We start from the raw sequence: 16,303 nt of genomic DNA, 5'->3' as shown, positions 1-16,303 counted from the left end.
CGCCGCGCGACCGCGTGGGTGCCCTACGCATTAGACCTCTTAAGCGAAAGGATCGACACAATGACGAACAACAACCATGATCCCAAGGACCTGAACAAGCTCAACAACCTCAACAACGAAGAGGTTAGCCACCGAGTCGAGGGCGTCCGCGACGACGCGAAGGTCCCCGCCACCAACGCAGGGCCCACCGTCGACACCACGAAGGCCACCGGCACCCCGACGACGACCGCTGGTTCGACCGCCGTGGCCGAGAACCAGGGCGGCGGCTGGTGGAAGTGGCTGCTGGGCCTGCTCGCGCTGCTGCTCATCGGCTGGCTGCTCTACTCGATCTTCGCCGGCAACAAGGACAACGAGGGCACCACGGGTGAGACCTCGACCTCCATTGTGGCCACCGAGACCGTCGACGTGACCGAGACCGAGGGCGCCCAGGGCGGTGCCGAGGGCGCGGCACAGAGCGCAACCGAGGGTGCTGGCGACGCCGTCCAGGGTGCAACCGAGCGCGCCGGCGAGGCCGCCAACAAGGCCGGCGACGCCGTCCAGGGCGCGACCGAGGGTGCTGGCGAGGCCGCCAACAAGGTCGGCGACGCCGTTCAGAACGCTGTGCCGACCAACTAGTCCGCGCACGCCCCCCCTACCCCGCCCCCGCCGCTTACGGCGAGGCGGGGTTTTTCATGCCGCAGGGCCCCGGCCCCCGCGTGCAAGGCGGGGTTTGTGGGAGCGTCCAGGCAGGAAAAGGCCCCGCGCGCTCGACGGATGATGCATCGAGCGCGCGGGGCTGGTTCGCTGAATTTAAGCGTGCCCCACGGTAATTACGCGGTTTCGCTCAGCGGGTTCTTCACCCAGCTCATCATGTCGCGCAGCTGGGCGCCGGTCTTTTCAATCGGGTGCTCCGCAACCTTCGCGCGCAGGCCCTCCAGCTCGGTGTTCCCGTTGTCGATGTTGGCCACGAGGCGGCGGGTGAACTCGCCGGACTGGATGTCCTTGAGCACCTCGCGCATGCGCTCCTTTGCGCCTTCGTCGACCACGCGCGGGCCGGAGAGGTAGCCGCCGAACTCCGCGGTGTCGGAGACGGAGTAGTTCATGTTGGCAATGCCGCCTTCGTAGATGAGGTCGACGATGAGCTTCATTTCGTGGAGGCACTCGAAGTAGGCCATCTCCGGCTCGTAGCCGGCCTCGGTGAGCACCTCGAAACCGTTCATGATGAGCGTCTCCAGCCCGCCGCAGAGCACGGCCTGCTCACCGAAGAGGTCGGTGACGGTCTCGGCCTCGAAGGTCGTCGGGATGACGCCGGCGCGGGCGCCACCGATCGCGGCTGCGTACGACAGCGCGAGGTCCTGGCCGTTGCCGTTCGGGTCCTGCTCAACCGCGATGAGGCAGGGAACGCCCTTGCCGTCGGCGAAGGTGCGGCGCACCAGGTGGCCCGGCCCCTTCGGCGCGACCATCGCGACGGTGATGTTCTCAGCCGGCTCGATGAGCTTGAAGTGGATGTTGAGGCCGTGTCCGAAGAACAGTGCGTCGCCGTCCTTGAGGTTCGGCTCGATGTCGTTGGTGAAGATCTCGGCCTGGGAGGTATCCGGGGCGAGCAGCATGATCACGTCGGCCCAGGCCGCAGCCTCGGCGTTAGACTTGACCTCGAAGCCGGCCTCCTTCGCCTTCTCCACGGACTTGGAGCCCTCGCGCAGGCCGACGACGACCTCGACTCCGGACTCGCGGAGGTTCTGGGCGTGGGCGTGGCCCTGCGAGCCGTAGCCGATCACGGCGACCTTCTTGCCCTGGATGAGGCTCAGGTCGGCGTCCTTGTCGTAGAAGACTTCGATTGCCATGGGTTAACCACGCACCTTTCTTAGTATGTGAGATAGACGTTTCACATTATGCCACAAGACCGCGCTACTTCGACGTCGACATGGACTTCGGGCCGCGGCCCAGCGCCACCTGGCCGTAGCGCACAAGCTCGCGGATGCCGAAGGTCTCCATCACGTCGAGGAACGCCCGGAGCTTCGACGGCGTGCCGGTGGCCTCGATGACGACGGATTCCGGGGCCACGTCGACGACGCGGGCGCGGAAGATGTTGGCCGCGTCGACGACCTGCGGCCGGTTGGTGTTATTGGCGTTGACCTTCACCAGCATCAGCGACCGCGCGATCGTGTTGTCGTCGTCAAGCCGCAAGACCTTGAGCACCTGGACGAGCTTGTGCAGCTGCTTGGTGATCTGCTCGATGTGGTACTCGCTGGCGTCGACGACGATAGTGAGACGGTTGATGCCCTCCGTCTCTGTCTTCGCGGAGACCAAGGACACCAGGTTGTAGCCGCGGCGGGTAAACAGCGCGGTGACGCGGGTGATGATGCCGTCGACGTCTTGCACGAGGACGGAGAGGATGTTTCTTGTGGTCTCGTCTCGGTTCATGATCAGTTTCCCTTCTCCTGCTCGCTGCCTAGCTCTACAACGTCATCGATGTCCTCCGGCGCGGTGCCCACGGACTCCTCCTGCTCGAAGAACGGCCGGATGTTGAGTGCGTACTGGATATCCGAGTTCGAAGCGCCGGCCGAAATCATCGGCCAGACCTGCGCGTCTTCCCCAACGATGAACTCGATGACAACCGGGCGGTCGTTGATCTCTCGCGCCCGGCGGATCGCCGGGATGACCTCGTCCTCGGAGGTTACCCGGATCGCCTCGGCGCCGAGCGCCTCGGAGAGCTTGACAAAGTCGGGCACGTAGACCTCGCCGCCGAGCTTGGTGTGCGAATAGTGGCCGTCGTAGAACAGCGTCTGCCACTGCCGCACCATGCCGAGGTTGCCGTTGTTAATCAGGGCCACTTTGAAGGGGAAGCCCTCCATCGCGGCGGTGGTGAGCTCCTGGTTCGTCATCTGGAAGCAGCCGTCACCGTCGATCGCCCAGACCTCCTTGTCGGGGCAGCCCGCCTTCGCGCCGAGCGCCGCCGGGATGGCGTAGCCCATGGTCCCCAGCCCGCCCGAGTTCAGCCACGTGCGGGGCTTGTCAAAGTTGAGGAACTGCGCCGACCACATCTGGTGCTGGCCCACGCCCGCGACGTAGATCGCATCGGTTCCGACCTGCGAGGCGAGGGTCTCGATGACGAACTGCGGGGAGAGCGATCCATCGGACTGCGGGTCATACCCGCGCGGGAAGCGCTCCTTGAGCTCGTTGAGCCGCTCGATCCACGCGCCGATCTTCGGCGCGTTGGCCTTGCCTTCCTTGAAGACGTCGAGAAGCTGGGAGAGCACCCGCCTGGCATCGCCGACGATGGGGACATCCACCTCGCGGATCTTGCCCACCTCGGCGGGATCGATATCGGCGTGGATGGTCTTCGCGAGGGGCGCGAAGGTCTCGGTGTCCCCGGTGACGCGGTCGTCGAAACGCGTGCCCACGGCGATGAGCAGGTCGGCCTCCTGCAGTGCGCCGACCGCAGGCACGGAGCCGTGCATGCCGGGCATGCCCATGTAGAGCGGGTGCGACTGGGGGAACGCGCCAAGAGCCATCAGGGTGGTGACGACGGGCACCCCGGTTTCCTCCGCAAGCGCAAGCAGCTCCTCGTGGGCCCCAGCCTTAATCACGCCCCCGCCGATGTAGAACACGGGCCGCTTCGAGGTGGCGATGAGCTTCGCCGCCTGCACAATCTGGCGCGAGTGGGGCTTGGTGTTGGGCTTGTAGCCGGGGAGGTCCACCACGGGCGGCCAGCTAAAGTCGAGCTCTTCGTTTTGGACGTCCTTCGGAATGTCCACGAGCACGGGCCCCGGCCTGCCGGTCGAGGCGATATGGAATGCTCCCGCGATCGCCGCCGGGATGTCCGCGGCCGAGCGCACCATCATATTGTGCTTCGTAATCGGCATCGTAATGCCGCGGATATCGGCCTCCTGGAACGCGTCGGTGCCGATCAACGGCGATCCCACCTGGCCGGTGATGGCGAGGATGGGAACGGAGTCCAAGTAGGCATCGGCCAAAGGAGTCACCAGGTTCGTCGCGCCCGGGCCGGAGGTGGCGATGCACACGCCGACCTTGCCCGTGGCCTGCGCGTAGCCCGTCGCCGCATGCCCGGCGCCCTGCTCATGGCGCACGAGAACGTGGCGCAGCGTGTGGGCCGCGAACAAGGACTCGTAGAGCGGGAGGACCGCCCCGCCGGGCAGGCCGAAGACGATGTCGGTGCCGAGAGCCTCCAGGCTGCGGACAACCGCGTCCGCGCCGGTCATACGCTCGGGCGCGGGCGCTTCAGGGGTTTTCGGGGCCTTCTTCGAGGGCTTTATGGAAGCTGCCACGTGAAAATAGCTCCTTAGGATCTCTGGTATCTCTGATGAGTGGTGTGTGAGGGCGTGGAAGGTGCAGATCAGATAACAAAAGCCCTCGGAGCAGCACGCGGGTGCTGTCGAGGGCGCTTGGTGACGGGGACTGAGGGTTAAGGTCAGAGCCGCTACGGCAAGCGCCGTACGCTAATCCCTACTACTCGCCGAGTCGTGATCATGGTCTCTCATCATACACAGCTACCTAGCGTCAACGAAGCGCTACCCTAGGAAAGCACTATGCCTTTTGAGTACATCGCCGTCGGGTTGTGGCGCTGGTTCGCCAACACCGGCATCAACCTCGCACTTTTGATCCTCCTCGCGCTGCTCGTGCCGCGCGCGGGGCGCTTCGCCAACCGCATCGCGGAGCGCCGCGCCGCGGAGCTGCCCGACTCCGGCGAGAGCAAGTCCCACCTCGCCATCGCCGGCGTGGGCATCTACATCGCCCAGGCGATTGCTTACTTCCTCATCCTCGTCTTCTTCCTGCAGCAGCTCGGCTTCTCCCTCGCCGGCGCCGCCATCCCCGCCACCGTGGTCTCCGCCGCCATCGGCTTCGGCGCACAGAGCATCATCGCCGACTTCCTCGCCGGCTTTTTCATCCTCTCTGAAAAGCAGTACGGCGTCGGCGACTTCGTCACCTTCCAGGGCAACGGTATCGACGTCTCCGGTGACGTCATCCAGATCACGATGCGCGCCACCCAGATCCGCACGATGCAGCAGTCGACCATCAGCATCCCCAACTCCACCGCGCGCATCTGCATCAACCAGTCAAACTACTGGTCTTCCGCCGTCGTCGTTGTCCCCGTGCCGCTGCTCGGCTCCGATTCCGCTGACGAGGCGATCGCACGCTCGGAGGCAGCCGCGCGCCGGGCGCTGGCCCGCCCCGAGATCTGCGTGAACGTGCGCGACGAGCTTGCGGTCCACCCCGCCGTTGAGATCAACCCGCCGGCCACCGTGGGGATGCCGTGGACCGTCGACATGCGCTTCGTCGTCCGCGTCGAGCCGCTGTCCCAGTGGATGGTCGAGCGCGCCATCCGCGTGGCCATCCTCAACGAATTCTGGGAGGAATACGGCTCTGCCACCACGATCGAGGGCACCCGCATCGCCCACGTCGTCGACGAAAGCGAGAAGCTCGACGGCTTCCCGCCGACCGAGTACATGGACCCCCTCGAGCTGCCTGCCGAGGACTCAGAGATGGATTCAGCGGCAGGTTCAGAAACACAGGCCGTGACCGCGCCCGCCGCCGCGGGCGAGGCGGAGGAGGACCCGGCGACCGAGACACTGACGGGCGATAGCGGGGCCGAGGAGAAGCTGCCGCGCATGGCTTTCGGGGGCAGGATTCGCTTGTCGACGGCCCTCCTCCTCGCCGCCTTCCTCATCCTGCTGCTTGCCCGCGGGCTCACCCTCGACCCCGCCGGCGCCGACAACCGGGGCGTGCTCGCCCCGCCACCAGCCTCGACGGAGCCCGCCACGCCGACAACACACGCCACACCGACTACCGGCGCAGACTCTGTGACAGACACCGTGCCCGCCGACACGCCCTCCTCCACCGCAGTGCCGGCGGAGACAACCCCACCGACCGTCCCCGCACAACCCTCCAGCCAGGCCCCGCAAGCAACGCCGCCGAACCCTGCCCCGGAGGGCTCCACGGCACCGGCGCCGCAGTCGGGCACCGGGGAGGCCGGTGGGGCGTCGCCAAGCGTGCCCCCTGCCCATGCCGATAGCGCGCCGCCGGTCGGCGCTCCCGCTTCGCAGCCCGCGAACCCGCTTGGCTAGCATGTAGCCATGACTGATTCGCCCCAGGTCTTTCGCCCCACCCGCGAGCACATCCTCGCGATCGTGCTCATGACGGCGATCGCCCTGATCGGCATCGCCTGGGCCCCGCTCGTACTCGGCTGGATCCTGCTCTTTCCCGCTGCCTACCTGGCGTGGGTGCTCTCTTCGTCCACCACCGTCTCCTCCCGCGGCATCGAGACCCGCTACCTGATGCGACGCAACGCCTCGCTTGCGTGGGGCGAGCTCGCAGGCATCGCCTTTCAGGGTGCACGCGCCCTCGCAACGACCAAGGACGGCTCCACCTACCCGCTACCCGGTGTAACGTTTAACACCATCCCCGAGCTCTCCGAAGCCTCGGGCGGGGCCATCACCGACGTCATCACGCAAAGCGCCGAGGCCGCCGATGGCAAATACGAAATCATCGACCGCGCCGGGCACAAGGTCCTGCTCACCCGCGATGAGTACGACGCCTACGTGCGCGTGCACCCCGACCTCTACGGCCCCCGCCCGGCAGGGAGCACCAAAATTTAAGGAGTAACAACCATGATTCCGCTTCGTTCACGAGTCACCACTGTCGGCCGGCAGGCCGCCGGGGCGCGTGCCCTGTGGCGCGCCACCGGCACCGGGGAGAGCGAGTTTGGCAAGCCGATCGTCGCCATCGTCAACTCCTACACGCAGTTCGTTCCCGGCCACGTCCACCTCAAAGACGTCGGCGACATCGTCGCCGAGGCCGTCCGCGCGGCTGGCGGCGTGCCCAAGGAATTCAACACCATCGCCGTCGACGACGGCATCGCCATGGGGCACTCCGGCATGCTCTACTCCCTGCCTTCGCGCGAAATCATCTCCGATTCCGTGGAATACATGGTCAACGCCCACACGGTCGACGCCATGGTCTGCATCTCCAACTGCGACAAGATCACCCCGGGCATGCTCAATGCGGCGATGCGGCTCAACATCCCCGCGGTCTTCGTCTCCGGCGGCCCGATGGAGGCCGGCAAGGCCTTCTCCGTCGGCGGGGTGACCAAGCCGAAGTCGGACCTCATCGACGCCATTTCGCTCTCCGCCAATGACGCGGTCTCCGATGCCGAGCTCGAGGAAGTGGCGAACAACGCGTGCCCGACCTGCGGGTCGTGCTCCGGGATGTTTACCGCCAACTCGATGAACTGCCTCACCGAGGCGCTCGGGCTCTCGCTGCCGGGCAACGGCACGACGCTGGCCACCCACACGGCGCGCCGCGAGCTGTTTGTCAAGGCCGGCCGCACCATCGTAGAGATGTGCACGCGCTACTACGGCGAGGGCGACGAATCCGTCCTACCGCGCTCCATCGCCTCTGTCGAGGCCTTCCGCAACGCCATGGCTCTCGATATGGCCATGGGCGGGTCGACGAACACCATCTTGCACATCCTCGCCGCCGCCCAGGAGGGCGAGGTCGACTTCGACCTCACCGACATCGACGACCTCTCCCACACCATCCCCTGCCTGTCCAAGGTGGCACCGAACGGGGAGGCCCACGTCGAAGACGTCCACCGCGCCGGGGGCATCCCGGCTATCCTGGGCGAGCTCAACCGCGCCGGCCTGCTGCACAAGAACGTCCACTCGGTGGCCTACCCCAGCCTCGACGCGTGGCTGAGCGATTGGGATATCCGTTCCGACAGCCCGCTGCCGGAAGCCATCGAGCTCTACCACGCCGCCCCCGGGGGCACGCGCACGACCACGCCGTTCTCCCAGTCCGCCCGGTGGGACAGCCTCGATACCGATGCCGCCAACGGTGTCATCCACGACGTCGAGCACCCGTTTACCTCCGACGGCGGCCTCGTCGTGCTGCGCGGCAACCTCGCCCCCGATGGAGCGATCTTAAAAACCGCAGGCGTGGAGGAGGGCCTGTGGGAGTTTAGCGGCCCCGCCCACGTCGTCGATTCGCAGGAGCAGGCCGTCTCCATGATCCTCGCCCGGGAGGTGCAAGAGGGCGAGGTTGTGGTGATCCGCTACGAAGGCCCCGCGGGCGGGCCCGGCATGCAGGAAATGCTCCACCCGACCTCCTTTCTCAAGGGTGCCGGGCTGGGCAAGAAGTGCGCGCTGATTACAGACGGCCGATTCTCCGGCGGCACCTCCGGTCTCTCCATCGGCCACATCTCCCCCGAGGCCGCGCACGGCGGCCTCATCGGGCTGATCGAAAACGGCGATACGATCTCGATTTCCGTGTCCAACCGCGAGCTCAAGCTTGACGTTGACGAGGAGGTGCTGGCCAAGCGCCGCGCCGCCATGGAGGCCTCCGAGCACCCGTGGACCCCGAACCGCACCCGCGAGGTGACCAAGGCGCTGCGCGCCTACGCGAAGATGGCCACCTCCGCCGATAAGGGTGCTGTCCGGGTCGTGGATTAGGCTCGAGCGGGTGAGTTCGAAGCACCTGTCCCGTCTCGTCGCCGCCCTCGGCGCCGTTTTCGGGTGCGTGGCCACCTGGCTGCTCATCCGCGGCACCGACTTCCCCATCGACACCATCATCTACCGCGAGGGGGCCCGCGCTTTCCTCGCGGGCCGCCCTCTCTACTCGGAGCCGATGTACGCGGCCGATGTCGCGCTCCCCTTCATCTACCCGCCCTTCGGCGCGCTCGTGCTCACGCCGCTTGCGCTGGCGAGCTGGCTGTCTGATGACGCCGCGGGCAACGCCGTCATCGTGCTCTCCTCGGCATTGCTGCTTGCCTGCGTGTACGTCGTGCTGCGGGCTGTGACGCGGGGGCGCCTCGGCGGCCCCTGGCTCGCCGCCGTGGTGCTCGCCGCGTGGGCGGTTGGGGTGTGGCTGGAGCCGGTGCGCTCCAACGCGCTCTACGGCCAGATCAACGTGGTCATCATGGCCCTCGTCGTGCTCGACGTGGTGCCGCGGAAGCGGTTTTTGCCCCAGGGCAGCCTTATCGGCATCGCCGCCGCCATCAAGATCACCCCGCTGGCGATGCTGTTGTTCTTCCTCCTGCGCCGTGACTTCCGCGCAATTGTCGCGGCCGGCGTTGCCGGCCTCGTCGCCACCGCGCTCGCCGCGGTGGTGCGCTTTGACGCCACTGCGGAATATTTCGGCACCACGCTGCTCAACATGGGCACGAAATCGGAGTTCGGGGTGGACACGACCTATCAGTCGAACAGCTCAATCAAGGGCGCGGTGATGCGGTTTTTCCCCAGCCCGGAGTCTCTCGCGGCGCACTCGGCGCTGGCGGGAGGCATCTGGATTGCGGCCTCGGTGGCCACGGTAGTGCTCGGCGCATGGCTCATGGTCGCGCTCATGCGGAGGGGCATGCTTGTCGACGCCACCTTGGTCAACGCCGTAATCATGCTGCTCATCTCCCCCGTCTCGTGGTCGCACCACTGGGTCTGGCTTGCCCTCATCCTGCCCGTGGCGGCGTGGCGCTGCGCGACGGTGCTGAGGTGGCCCGCGGCGCTCACCGCGGTGGCGGCGATGACCGCCGCGCTCACGCTGACGGTGCCGCCGAAGTGGTGGTTCGGCGACGAGATCGACGTCTACGCGCTGACGCTCTGGCAGAAGGTGTTGGTAGATGATTTCGTCTGGCTCGGCTTCGCCCTCCTCGCTGCGTGGGCACTCGCTCTGCGCCGCGTGGACGAAAAAGAGAACCAGGGCGCGCGGGTTGCGCCAGCCGCTTAGGCAAAGGGGTTGATGCCGGTACCGAACCACCACATCAGCCCGGCCGCCGCAATGCCAAGCACCGCGAAGATCCAGGAGGAGGCCAGCGGGCGCCGCGCCCAGCCGCGCCCGGCGTCGACGGCGTAGAAACCGGGGCCTGTAAACTGCTGCGCCAGTGCAAGGCCGAGGAGCACGACGGGAAGCCAGACGTTTGCGTCCCACATCAGCGCGTTGATTCCCGCGCCGGAGGCCGCGGCCGAGTGCGCGGCGTAGAAGCCCGTCACAGCGATGGCCACCATGGCCGCAGCCGGGGTGACGAGGCCGAGGACGATAAAAACGCCGGCTGCGAGCTCAAGCGTGGGCACGACGACAGCGAGGGCATCGCCGAAGGCGTAGCCGCTAAAGGCGTTTTCCAGCCCCGTCACGCCGTCGGAGGCACCGAGGCGGAAAAACGTCGCGGTGGCGTGGAACGCAAGGTAGCCGCCGAGGACGAGGCGGAGGATGAGCAGGCCGAGGTCGATCGTGCCGCGGCGGGCCCGCGGCTCGACGGCGGTCGCCGGTCCGGCTGGCACGGGATCCGGAGCGGCATCGGCGCTGGTCGGGTCGAACGCTTCGACGGGAGCGGGCGCCGGAGCCGGGTAGCGCCCCGTCGCCTCGTCTGCCGTGCCAGCGGCGGTCCCGGTGCTGCCTGTGCTGCCGGGTGTGGAACGGGGGAAGACCTCCGTCGGCGCGGCCTTGCCGGTGCGCTCGTAGATGTTCGAGCCGCCCGCCTGGCCCGTGTAGGTGGGAACGCCGTCGAGGCCGGTGAGGTCGTCTGCCGTGACGTCGCGGTGGTTGCGCGGGTTTATATTCGTCATAGCCTCGAAAGTATTGCAGGCCGGCGCGCTCGAGCGTGATTGCCCCCGGCGCGCCTCACGAAAACTTTGTTGACTTGTCACCTGATGTGGCACACACTGGGTGCCATGGACAAAAAGGATTGGAAGACACCCCCGCGCAACGCCTCGCCCGACGGGGCGTACGTGCGCGATACCACCTACATCCACGACCGCATCGTGCGCGACACCGCTCGCGCTAGCGACGGCGAGGCTGAGCTGTGGCCGGTCGTGCCGGGGCGATACCGCCTCATGGCCGCCCGGGCGTGCCCCTGGGCGCACCGCACCGTCATCGCCCGCCGGCTGCTTGGCCTGGAAGGCGCGATCTCGCTCGGCCTCGCCGGGCCGACCCACGACGCCGACTCCTGGGTCTTCGACCTCGACCCGGATGAGCGGGACCCCGCGACGGGCCTGCACCGGCTCAAGGAGGCCTACGACAACCGGTTCCCGGGCTACCCCAAGGGCATCACCGTCCCGGCGATCGTCGAGGTGGACTCGAAGCAGGTGGTGACCAACTGGTTCCGCCAGATCCCCGTGGACTTCAACAACGAGTGGTCCGACTACCACCGCGACGGCGCGCCCGACCTCTACCCGGAGAATCTCCGCGACGAGATCGACGAGGTGGCCGACCGCGTCTACAAGCAGGTCAATAACGGCGTCTACAGGTGCGGGTTCGCCGGCAGCCAGGAGGCCTACGAAGGGGCCTACCGCGAGCTGTGGGACGGGCTCAATTGGCTCGAGGAGCGGCTCGGCCGGCAGCGCTTCCTCGTCGGCGAGCACGTCACGCTTGCCGACGTCTACCTCTACCCCACCCTGGTGCGCTTCGATCCGGTCTATTACGCGCACTTCAAGGCCTCTCGCCACAAGATCGCGGAGCTGCCCAACCTCCGCGGCTACACCCAGGAGCTCTTCGGGCTGCCCGGTTTCGGCGATACGACCGACTTCACCGAGATCAAGCAGCACTATTACATCACCCACGAAGAGGTCAACCCCACCGGTGTCGTCCCGGTCGGCCCCGATCTGTCCTGGATCGCCGAGCCGCACGACCGCGACCGCTTCGGCGGCTCGCCGTTCGCCGCAGGGGTCACCGCGCCCGGCCCGGTGCTGGCCGGCGAGGAGGTTAAAAACCCGGAGCCGTTCCAGCTGGCGCTGCCGTAAGCAGGCGGGGGCGAGAGGCTTCGCTATTATTGGTTGATTAGAAGATAGTCCAATTGTTCACACCTTAATAGCGGGAAAGCGCATGAAAAAAGCCATCAAACTTGCCCTCGCCTTCGTCGGCCTGCTCGTCGGCGCCGGCTTCGCCTCTGGCCAAGAGACCATCCAATACTTCCTCTCCTACGGGTACTGGGGCATAGTTGGAACCATCGTCGCCGGGCTGATCATGATCATCCTGGGCGCGACGCTGTTCCAGCAGGGGTCTTACTACCTTGCGGACGACCACAGCGCCGTGTTCACATCCGTCTCCCGCCCCATCGTCGCCGGGTTCATGGACATCGCCACGATGTTCACCCTCTTCTCCATCGGCTTCGTCATGGTCGCGGGAGCCGGATCCAACCTCGAGCAACAATTCGGCTTCCCCACCTGGGTCGGCGCCGTCATCATGACGCTCGCGCTCATCGCCTCGGGCTTCCTCGACGTCGACAAGCTCACAGGCGTCATCTCGGCCATCACCCCGCTGCTCATCATCGCCGTCATCGGCGCGCTCATGGTCACCATCGTCAACATGCCGGATAACCTCAGCTCGCTCAACGAGCTGGCCATGCGCAACGAGCCGGCGGCGGGCTTGTTCGGCAACTGGTTTCTCTCCGCGGTGAACTACGCCTCACTCAACATCATCGTCGGCGTGTCCATGATCCTCGTCATCGCCGGTACCGAACTCAACCCCAGGGAGGCGGGCACTGGCGGGTTGATCGGCGGGATGATCTTCGCGTTCTTGCTGGTCATCCTCGCCTTTATCATCTTCGCCAACATGGAGGGCGTCTTCGGTGCCGACCTGCCGCTGCTCATGGTTTTTGACAACATGCACCCCGCCGTCGGGGTCGTGGTCGCGCTCATCATCTACCTCATGATCTACAACACCGCCGTCGGCATGTTCTACGGCATGGCCCGCCGGCTCTCCGCCAGCAAGCCGCAGCGCTTCCGCCCCATCTACTTCACGGTCGTGCTCATCGGCTTCGCGCTGTCCTTCATCGGCTTCGCGGACCTCGTCAGCTGGGTCTACCCCGTCATCGGCTACCTCGGCATGGCGCTCATCATCGTCATGCTGCTCGCCTGGGTCCGCGACCGCGCAGCCATCCAGCAAGAGACGCGGCGACGCGAACGACTCGCCGCGCTCGCGGGCGACGCCCTGGACCCAACGCATTCCACACTCGGGCCGAAGCAGCGCAAAGAGGTGGAGAAGCTCCTCAACCAGTCCAACGTCGACGATGCGAACCTGTGGCAGACCGTGCAAGAAGACGTTGCCGCCGAACTCGACGCCGACCCTGACAGCGAGTTCTCCCTGCACGACATGCCCGACCTCGATCCCGACTCCGACGACTACAGCGGGGCGCCCACCTCCACGAAGGAGGCCCCGGTGGATTGGGAGGCCTACGATTCCCTCTACCAGACCGGCAGCTTCCGCGCCGTCAAGCCCGGCGAGGCGGACAGCGGCAAATGAGGGCCACGTGTCGACGTTTTGCTACCCTCGGGTACGCATTCGAAAAACCTTAATCTTCGCGTACCCCACGGGACATAAATATGAGCCATTCGATTAAAGTCGCCCTCGCCTTCGTCGGCCTGCTCGTCGGCGCCGGCTTCGCCTCTGGCCAAGAGACCATCCAGTACTTTCTCTCCTTCGGGTATTGGGGCTTCGCCGGCACCATCGTCGCGGGCCTGGCCATCGTCGTCGTCGGAACGATCTTGTTCCAGCAGGGGTCTTACTACCTTGCGGACGACCACAGCGCCGTGTTCACATCCGTCTCCCGCCCCATCGTCGCCGGGTTCATGGACATCGCCACGATGTTCACCCTCTTCTCCATCGGCTTCGTCATGGTCGCGGGAGCCGGATCCAACCTCGAGCAACAATTCGGCTTCCCCACCTGGGTCGGCGCCGTCATCATGACGCTCGCGCTCATCGCCTCGGGCTTCCTCGACGTCGACAAGCTCACAGGCGTCATCTCGGCCATCACCCCGCTGCTCATCATCGCCGTCATCGGCGCGCTCATGGTCACCATCGTCAACATGCCGTCGGATTTCGGCGCGCTCAACGAGCTCTCCCTGCAGAACTCCTCCGCCGCGGGCGTGGGCAATAGCTGGTTCCTCTCGGCGCTTAACTACGCGGCGCTGTGCATCCTCGTGGGCGTGTCCATGATCCTCGTCATCGCCGGCTCCGAGCTCAACCCCGGCAAGGCCGGTCTCGGCGGGCTGATCGGCGGGATCGTCTTCGCCATCATGCTCGTCATCTTGGCGTTCGTGATTTTCGCCAACATGGAGGGCGTCTTCGGTGCCGACCTGCCGCTGCTCAAGGTCTTCGACAACATGCACCCCGCCGTCGGCGTGGCCATTTCGCTGATCATCTACCTCATGATCTACAACACCGCCGTCGGCATGTTCTACGGCATGGCCCGCCGGCTCTCCGCCAGCAAGCCGCAGCGCTTCCGCCCCATTTACTTCACGGTCGTGCTCATCGGCTTCGCGCTGTCCTTCATCGGCTTCGCGGACCTGCTTAGCTGGGTCTACCCCGTCATCGGCTACCTCGGCATGGCGGTCATCGTCGTGATGGTCTACGCCTGGGCCACGCACCGCGACGAGATCAAGGAGGAGACGCAGCGCCGCGAGCGCCTCACGGCGCTTGCCGGACAAGCCCTCGACCCCGGGGAGGACGACCTTACGAGCACGCAGCGCGCCGAGGTGGAGAAGCTCGCCACGTCCTCGCACATCGACGACAACGAGCTGTGGCACACAGTGCAAGAGGGCGTTGCCGCCGACCTCGATGCCGACTCGGAGTGCGACTTCGAACTTACCGATGCCCCCGCCCTCGACCCCTCCTCCGAGCACTACGACGGCGCCCCCTCCCCCTCCAGCGGGAGCACGATCGCCTGGGAGGCCTACGACTCCATCTACGGCTCGGAGAGCCCAGAGAGCCCAGAGAGCCCAGAGAAGAAAGGCTAGCTCAGCTTCTGGGCGATGAGCTTGTTCACCTGGCCCGGGTCCGCCTTGCCCTGGGTCGCCTTCATCACTGCGCCGACGATCGCGCCGGTCACCTTCTTGTTCCCGGCGCGGTACTTCTCCACGATGTCCGGGTTGGCGGCCAGCGCGTCGTCGACGGCGCGCTCGATGGCGGCGTCGTCACGCACGACCTCGAGCCCTCGCTTTGCGACGACCTCGTCGACGCTCCCCTCGCCCGCAATGACGCCATCGATCGCCTGTCGGCCCAGTTTCGTGGTGAGCTTGCCCTCCTTGACCAGATCGACCACCCGCGCCACATCCCGCGGGGTGACTCCGATGGCGTCTAGGTCCTTGCCCTGTTCGTTGGCCTTCGCAGTAATGTAGGAGACCCACCAGGCGCGCGCCTCGTCCGGGGTTGCGCCCGCTTCGACCGTGTCGACGACGAGGTCGAGCGCCCCGGCGTTGATAAGGTCGCGGAACTCCTTCTCCGGCAGCTGCCACTCCTCCTGGATGCGCGCACGGCGCACCCACGGCAGCTCCGGCAGCGTCGCCCGGATCTCTTCGACCCACTCGGGGCGGGCGATGACCGGTGGCAGGTCCGGATCGTTGAAGTAGCGGTAGTCGGAGGCCTCCTCCTTCGGCCGCCCCTTCGAGGTGGAACCATCCTTTTCCTGGTAGTGGCGCGTCTCCTGGACAATTTCGCCGCCGTGGTCGAGCACGTAGGCCTGGCGCTGCATTTCGAAGCGCACCGCCTGCTCGACAGATCTCAGAGAGTTGATGTTCTTCGTCTCGGTGCGGGTGCCAAACTTTTCCTGGCCGATGGGACGCAGCGAGACGTTGGCGTCGCAACGCATCGAGCCCTGGTCCATACGCGCGTCGGACACCCCGAGCGCCTTGACCAGCTCGCGCAGCGCGCCGACGTAGGCCTTGGCCACCTCGGGAGCGCGCTCGCCTGCACCGATGATCGGCTTGGTGACGATCTCAATGAGCGGCACGCCCGCGCGGTTGCAATCCACCAGCGACGCGGTGGCCCCCGTGATGCGGCCCGACGCCGAGCCTAGGTGCGTGAGCTTGCCTGTGTCTTCCTCCATGTGCGCGCGCTCAATTTCCACGCGCCACTCGGTGCCGTCCTCGAGGACGACGTCGAGGTAGCCATCAAAGGCGATCGGCTCGTCGTACTGGGAGATCTGGTAGTTCTTCGGCTGGTCCGGATAGAAGTAGTTCTTCCGCGCGAACCGGGAGCTCTCCGCGATCGTGCAGTTCAGCGCCAGGCCGATCTTGATGGCCCACTCCACGCCCTTGGCGTTGACGACGGGCAGCGCGCCCGGCAGGCCGAGGGAGACCGGGTCAATATTGGTGTTCGGCTCCGCGCCGAAGTGCGCGGACGAGGTGGAGAACATCTTCGTCTCCGTCGCCAGCTCGACGTGCACCTCCAGACCCATCACCGGGTCGTATTTCTCCAGGACGTCGTCAAAATCCATCAGGTCATAGGCAGTCATGGCCTACAGTGTAGTTCTCGGGCGCGCGTGTTCGGCCTTCGCATACTATGCGGGCGTTCCTCTCTCACTCAACCGACGACAACCTAGACC

13 protein-coding genes are annotated in these 16,303 nt (G+C 66.2%); 8 read left to right on the top strand and 5 right to left on the bottom strand.

What is annotated here, in order from left to right; all coding sequences use genetic code 11:
• Nucleotides 1–60: 60 nt before the first annotated feature.
• Entirely contained in the window at nucleotides 61–615 is a 555-nt protein-coding gene (locus tag C3E79_RS04750) for a hypothetical protein (protein ID WP_108403882.1), read from the top strand.
• 194 nt (nucleotides 616–809) lie between these two features.
• Here the strand turns inward: C3E79_RS04750 and ilvC are convergent, their stop codons facing one another.
• The 3 genes from ilvC to C3E79_RS04735 all read right to left on the bottom strand — a co-directional run bounded on the left by ilvC (nucleotide 810) and on the right by C3E79_RS04735 (nucleotide 4,268).
• Nucleotides 810–1,823 carry a ketol-acid reductoisomerase gene (gene ilvC / locus C3E79_RS04745; protein WP_108403881.1) on the bottom strand — a complete coding sequence of 338 codons (1,014 nt, stop codon included), beginning with the start codon at nucleotides 1,821–1,823 and terminating at the stop codon, nucleotides 810–812.
• 64 nt (nucleotides 1,824–1,887) lie between these two features.
• Entirely contained in the window at nucleotides 1,888–2,403 is a 516-nt protein-coding gene (ilvN, locus tag C3E79_RS04740) for an acetolactate synthase small subunit (protein ID WP_108403880.1), read from the bottom strand.
• A 2-nt stretch (nucleotides 2,404–2,405) separates the two neighbouring features.
• Nucleotides 2,406–4,268 carry an acetolactate synthase large subunit gene (locus C3E79_RS04735; protein ID WP_108403879.1) on the bottom strand — a complete coding sequence of 621 codons (1,863 nt, stop codon included), beginning with the start codon at nucleotides 4,266–4,268 and terminating at the stop codon, nucleotides 2,406–2,408.
• Nucleotides 4,269–4,529: 261 nt separating this feature from the next.
• On the opposite strand from C3E79_RS04735, the gene C3E79_RS04730 reads away from it, so the two are divergent.
• The 4 genes from C3E79_RS04730 to C3E79_RS04715 are packed head-to-tail and all read left to right on the top strand — an operon-like array spanning nucleotide 4,530 to nucleotide 9,714.
• Nucleotides 4,530–6,065: a mechanosensitive ion channel family protein gene (locus C3E79_RS04730; RefSeq protein ID WP_108403878.1), complete on the top strand. Its 1,536-nt coding sequence runs from the start codon at nucleotides 4,530–4,532 to the stop codon at nucleotides 6,063–6,065.
• A gap of 9 nt (nucleotides 6,066–6,074) precedes the next feature.
• Nucleotides 6,075–6,596, top strand: coding sequence for a PH domain-containing protein (locus tag C3E79_RS04725; RefSeq protein WP_108403877.1), 522 nt, complete (start codon nucleotides 6,075–6,077; stop codon nucleotides 6,594–6,596).
• Nucleotides 6,597–6,608: 12 nt separating this feature from the next.
• On the top strand, nucleotides 6,609–8,447 hold the full coding sequence (gene ilvD / locus C3E79_RS04720; protein ID WP_108403876.1) for a dihydroxy-acid dehydratase: 1,839 nt from the start codon (nucleotides 6,609–6,611) through the stop codon (nucleotides 8,445–8,447).
• A 10-nt stretch (nucleotides 8,448–8,457) separates the two neighbouring features.
• A complete protein-coding gene (locus C3E79_RS04715; RefSeq protein WP_235840688.1) occupies nucleotides 8,458–9,714 on the top strand; it encodes a glycosyltransferase 87 family protein in 1,257 nt (418 codons plus the stop codon).
• On the opposite strand, the gene C3E79_RS04710 is transcribed toward C3E79_RS04715, so the two are convergent.
• A complete protein-coding gene (locus C3E79_RS04710) occupies nucleotides 9,711–10,550 on the bottom strand; it encodes a DoxX family protein (RefSeq protein WP_108403875.1) in 840 nt (279 codons plus the stop codon). The genes C3E79_RS04715 and C3E79_RS04710 overlap by 4 nt on opposite strands.
• Before the next feature lie 105 nt (nucleotides 10,551–10,655).
• Here C3E79_RS04710 and C3E79_RS04705 point away from each other — a divergent pair, with 105 nt between their 5' ends.
• The 3 genes from C3E79_RS04705 (at nucleotide 10,656) to C3E79_RS04695 (ending at nucleotide 14,717) form a co-directional block, all read left to right on the top strand.
• Nucleotides 10,656–11,723, top strand: a complete 1,068-nt coding sequence (locus C3E79_RS04705; protein WP_108403874.1) for a glutathione S-transferase C-terminal domain-containing protein — start codon at nucleotides 10,656–10,658, stop codon at nucleotides 11,721–11,723.
• A gap of 82 nt (nucleotides 11,724–11,805) precedes the next feature.
• Nucleotides 11,806–13,224 carry a YkvI family membrane protein gene (locus C3E79_RS04700; RefSeq protein WP_108403873.1) on the top strand — a complete coding sequence of 473 codons (1,419 nt, stop codon included), beginning with the start codon at nucleotides 11,806–11,808 and terminating at the stop codon, nucleotides 13,222–13,224.
• Nucleotides 13,225–13,304: 80 nt separating this feature from the next.
• Nucleotides 13,305–14,717, top strand: a complete 1,413-nt coding sequence (locus tag C3E79_RS04695) for a YkvI family membrane protein (RefSeq protein WP_108403872.1) — start codon at nucleotides 13,305–13,307, stop codon at nucleotides 14,715–14,717.
• Here the strand turns inward: C3E79_RS04695 and gatB are convergent.
• The gene (gene gatB, locus C3E79_RS04690; RefSeq protein ID WP_108403871.1) at nucleotides 14,714–16,213 is read right to left on the bottom strand and encodes an Asp-tRNA(Asn)/Glu-tRNA(Gln) amidotransferase subunit GatB; all 1,500 of its coding nucleotides are present in this window, start codon (nucleotides 16,211–16,213) and stop codon (nucleotides 14,714–14,716) included. The two genes, C3E79_RS04695 and gatB, sit on opposite strands and share 4 nt — an antisense overlap.
• Nucleotides 16,214–16,303 lie beyond the last annotated feature (90 nt).

It is taken from the genome of Corynebacterium liangguodongii (genome assembly GCF_003070865.1).
Taxonomy (GTDB): domain Bacteria; phylum Actinomycetota; class Actinomycetes; order Mycobacteriales; family Mycobacteriaceae; genus Corynebacterium; species Corynebacterium liangguodongii.
Note: the sequence above shows the minus strand (reverse complement) of the source record. Positions and strands in the feature narration are given on the sequence as shown.

Excerpts from the sequence above, each read along its gene's own strand:
- ilvC (WP_108403881.1), bottom strand. The coding sequence starts at position 1,823 with ATGGCAATCGAAGTCTTCTACGACAAGGACGCCGACCTGAGCCTCATC.
- ilvD (WP_108403876.1), top strand. The coding sequence starts at position 6,609 with ATGATTCCGCTTCGTTCACGAGTCACCACTGTCGGCCGGCAGGCCGCC.
- C3E79_RS04750 (WP_108403882.1), top strand. The coding sequence starts at position 61 with ATGACGAACAACAACCATGATCCCAAGGACCTGAACAAGCTCAACAAC.
- C3E79_RS04710 (WP_108403875.1), bottom strand. The coding sequence starts at position 10,550 with ATGACGAATATAAACCCGCGCAACCACCGCGACGTCACGGCAGACGAC.
- C3E79_RS04705 (WP_108403874.1), top strand. The coding sequence starts at position 10,656 with ATGGACAAAAAGGATTGGAAGACACCCCCGCGCAACGCCTCGCCCGAC.
- ilvN (WP_108403880.1), bottom strand. The coding sequence starts at position 2,403 with ATGAACCGAGACGAGACCACAAGAAACATCCTCTCCGTCCTCGTGCAA.
- gatB (WP_108403871.1), bottom strand. The coding sequence starts at position 16,213 with ATGACTGCCTATGACCTGATGGATTTTGACGACGTCCTGGAGAAATAC.
- C3E79_RS04695 (WP_108403872.1), top strand. The coding sequence starts at position 13,305 with ATGAGCCATTCGATTAAAGTCGCCCTCGCCTTCGTCGGCCTGCTCGTC.
- C3E79_RS04700 (WP_108403873.1), top strand. The coding sequence starts at position 11,806 with ATGAAAAAAGCCATCAAACTTGCCCTCGCCTTCGTCGGCCTGCTCGTC.
- C3E79_RS04730 (WP_108403878.1), top strand. The coding sequence starts at position 4,530 with ATGCCTTTTGAGTACATCGCCGTCGGGTTGTGGCGCTGGTTCGCCAAC.
- C3E79_RS04725 (WP_108403877.1), top strand. The coding sequence starts at position 6,075 with ATGACTGATTCGCCCCAGGTCTTTCGCCCCACCCGCGAGCACATCCTC.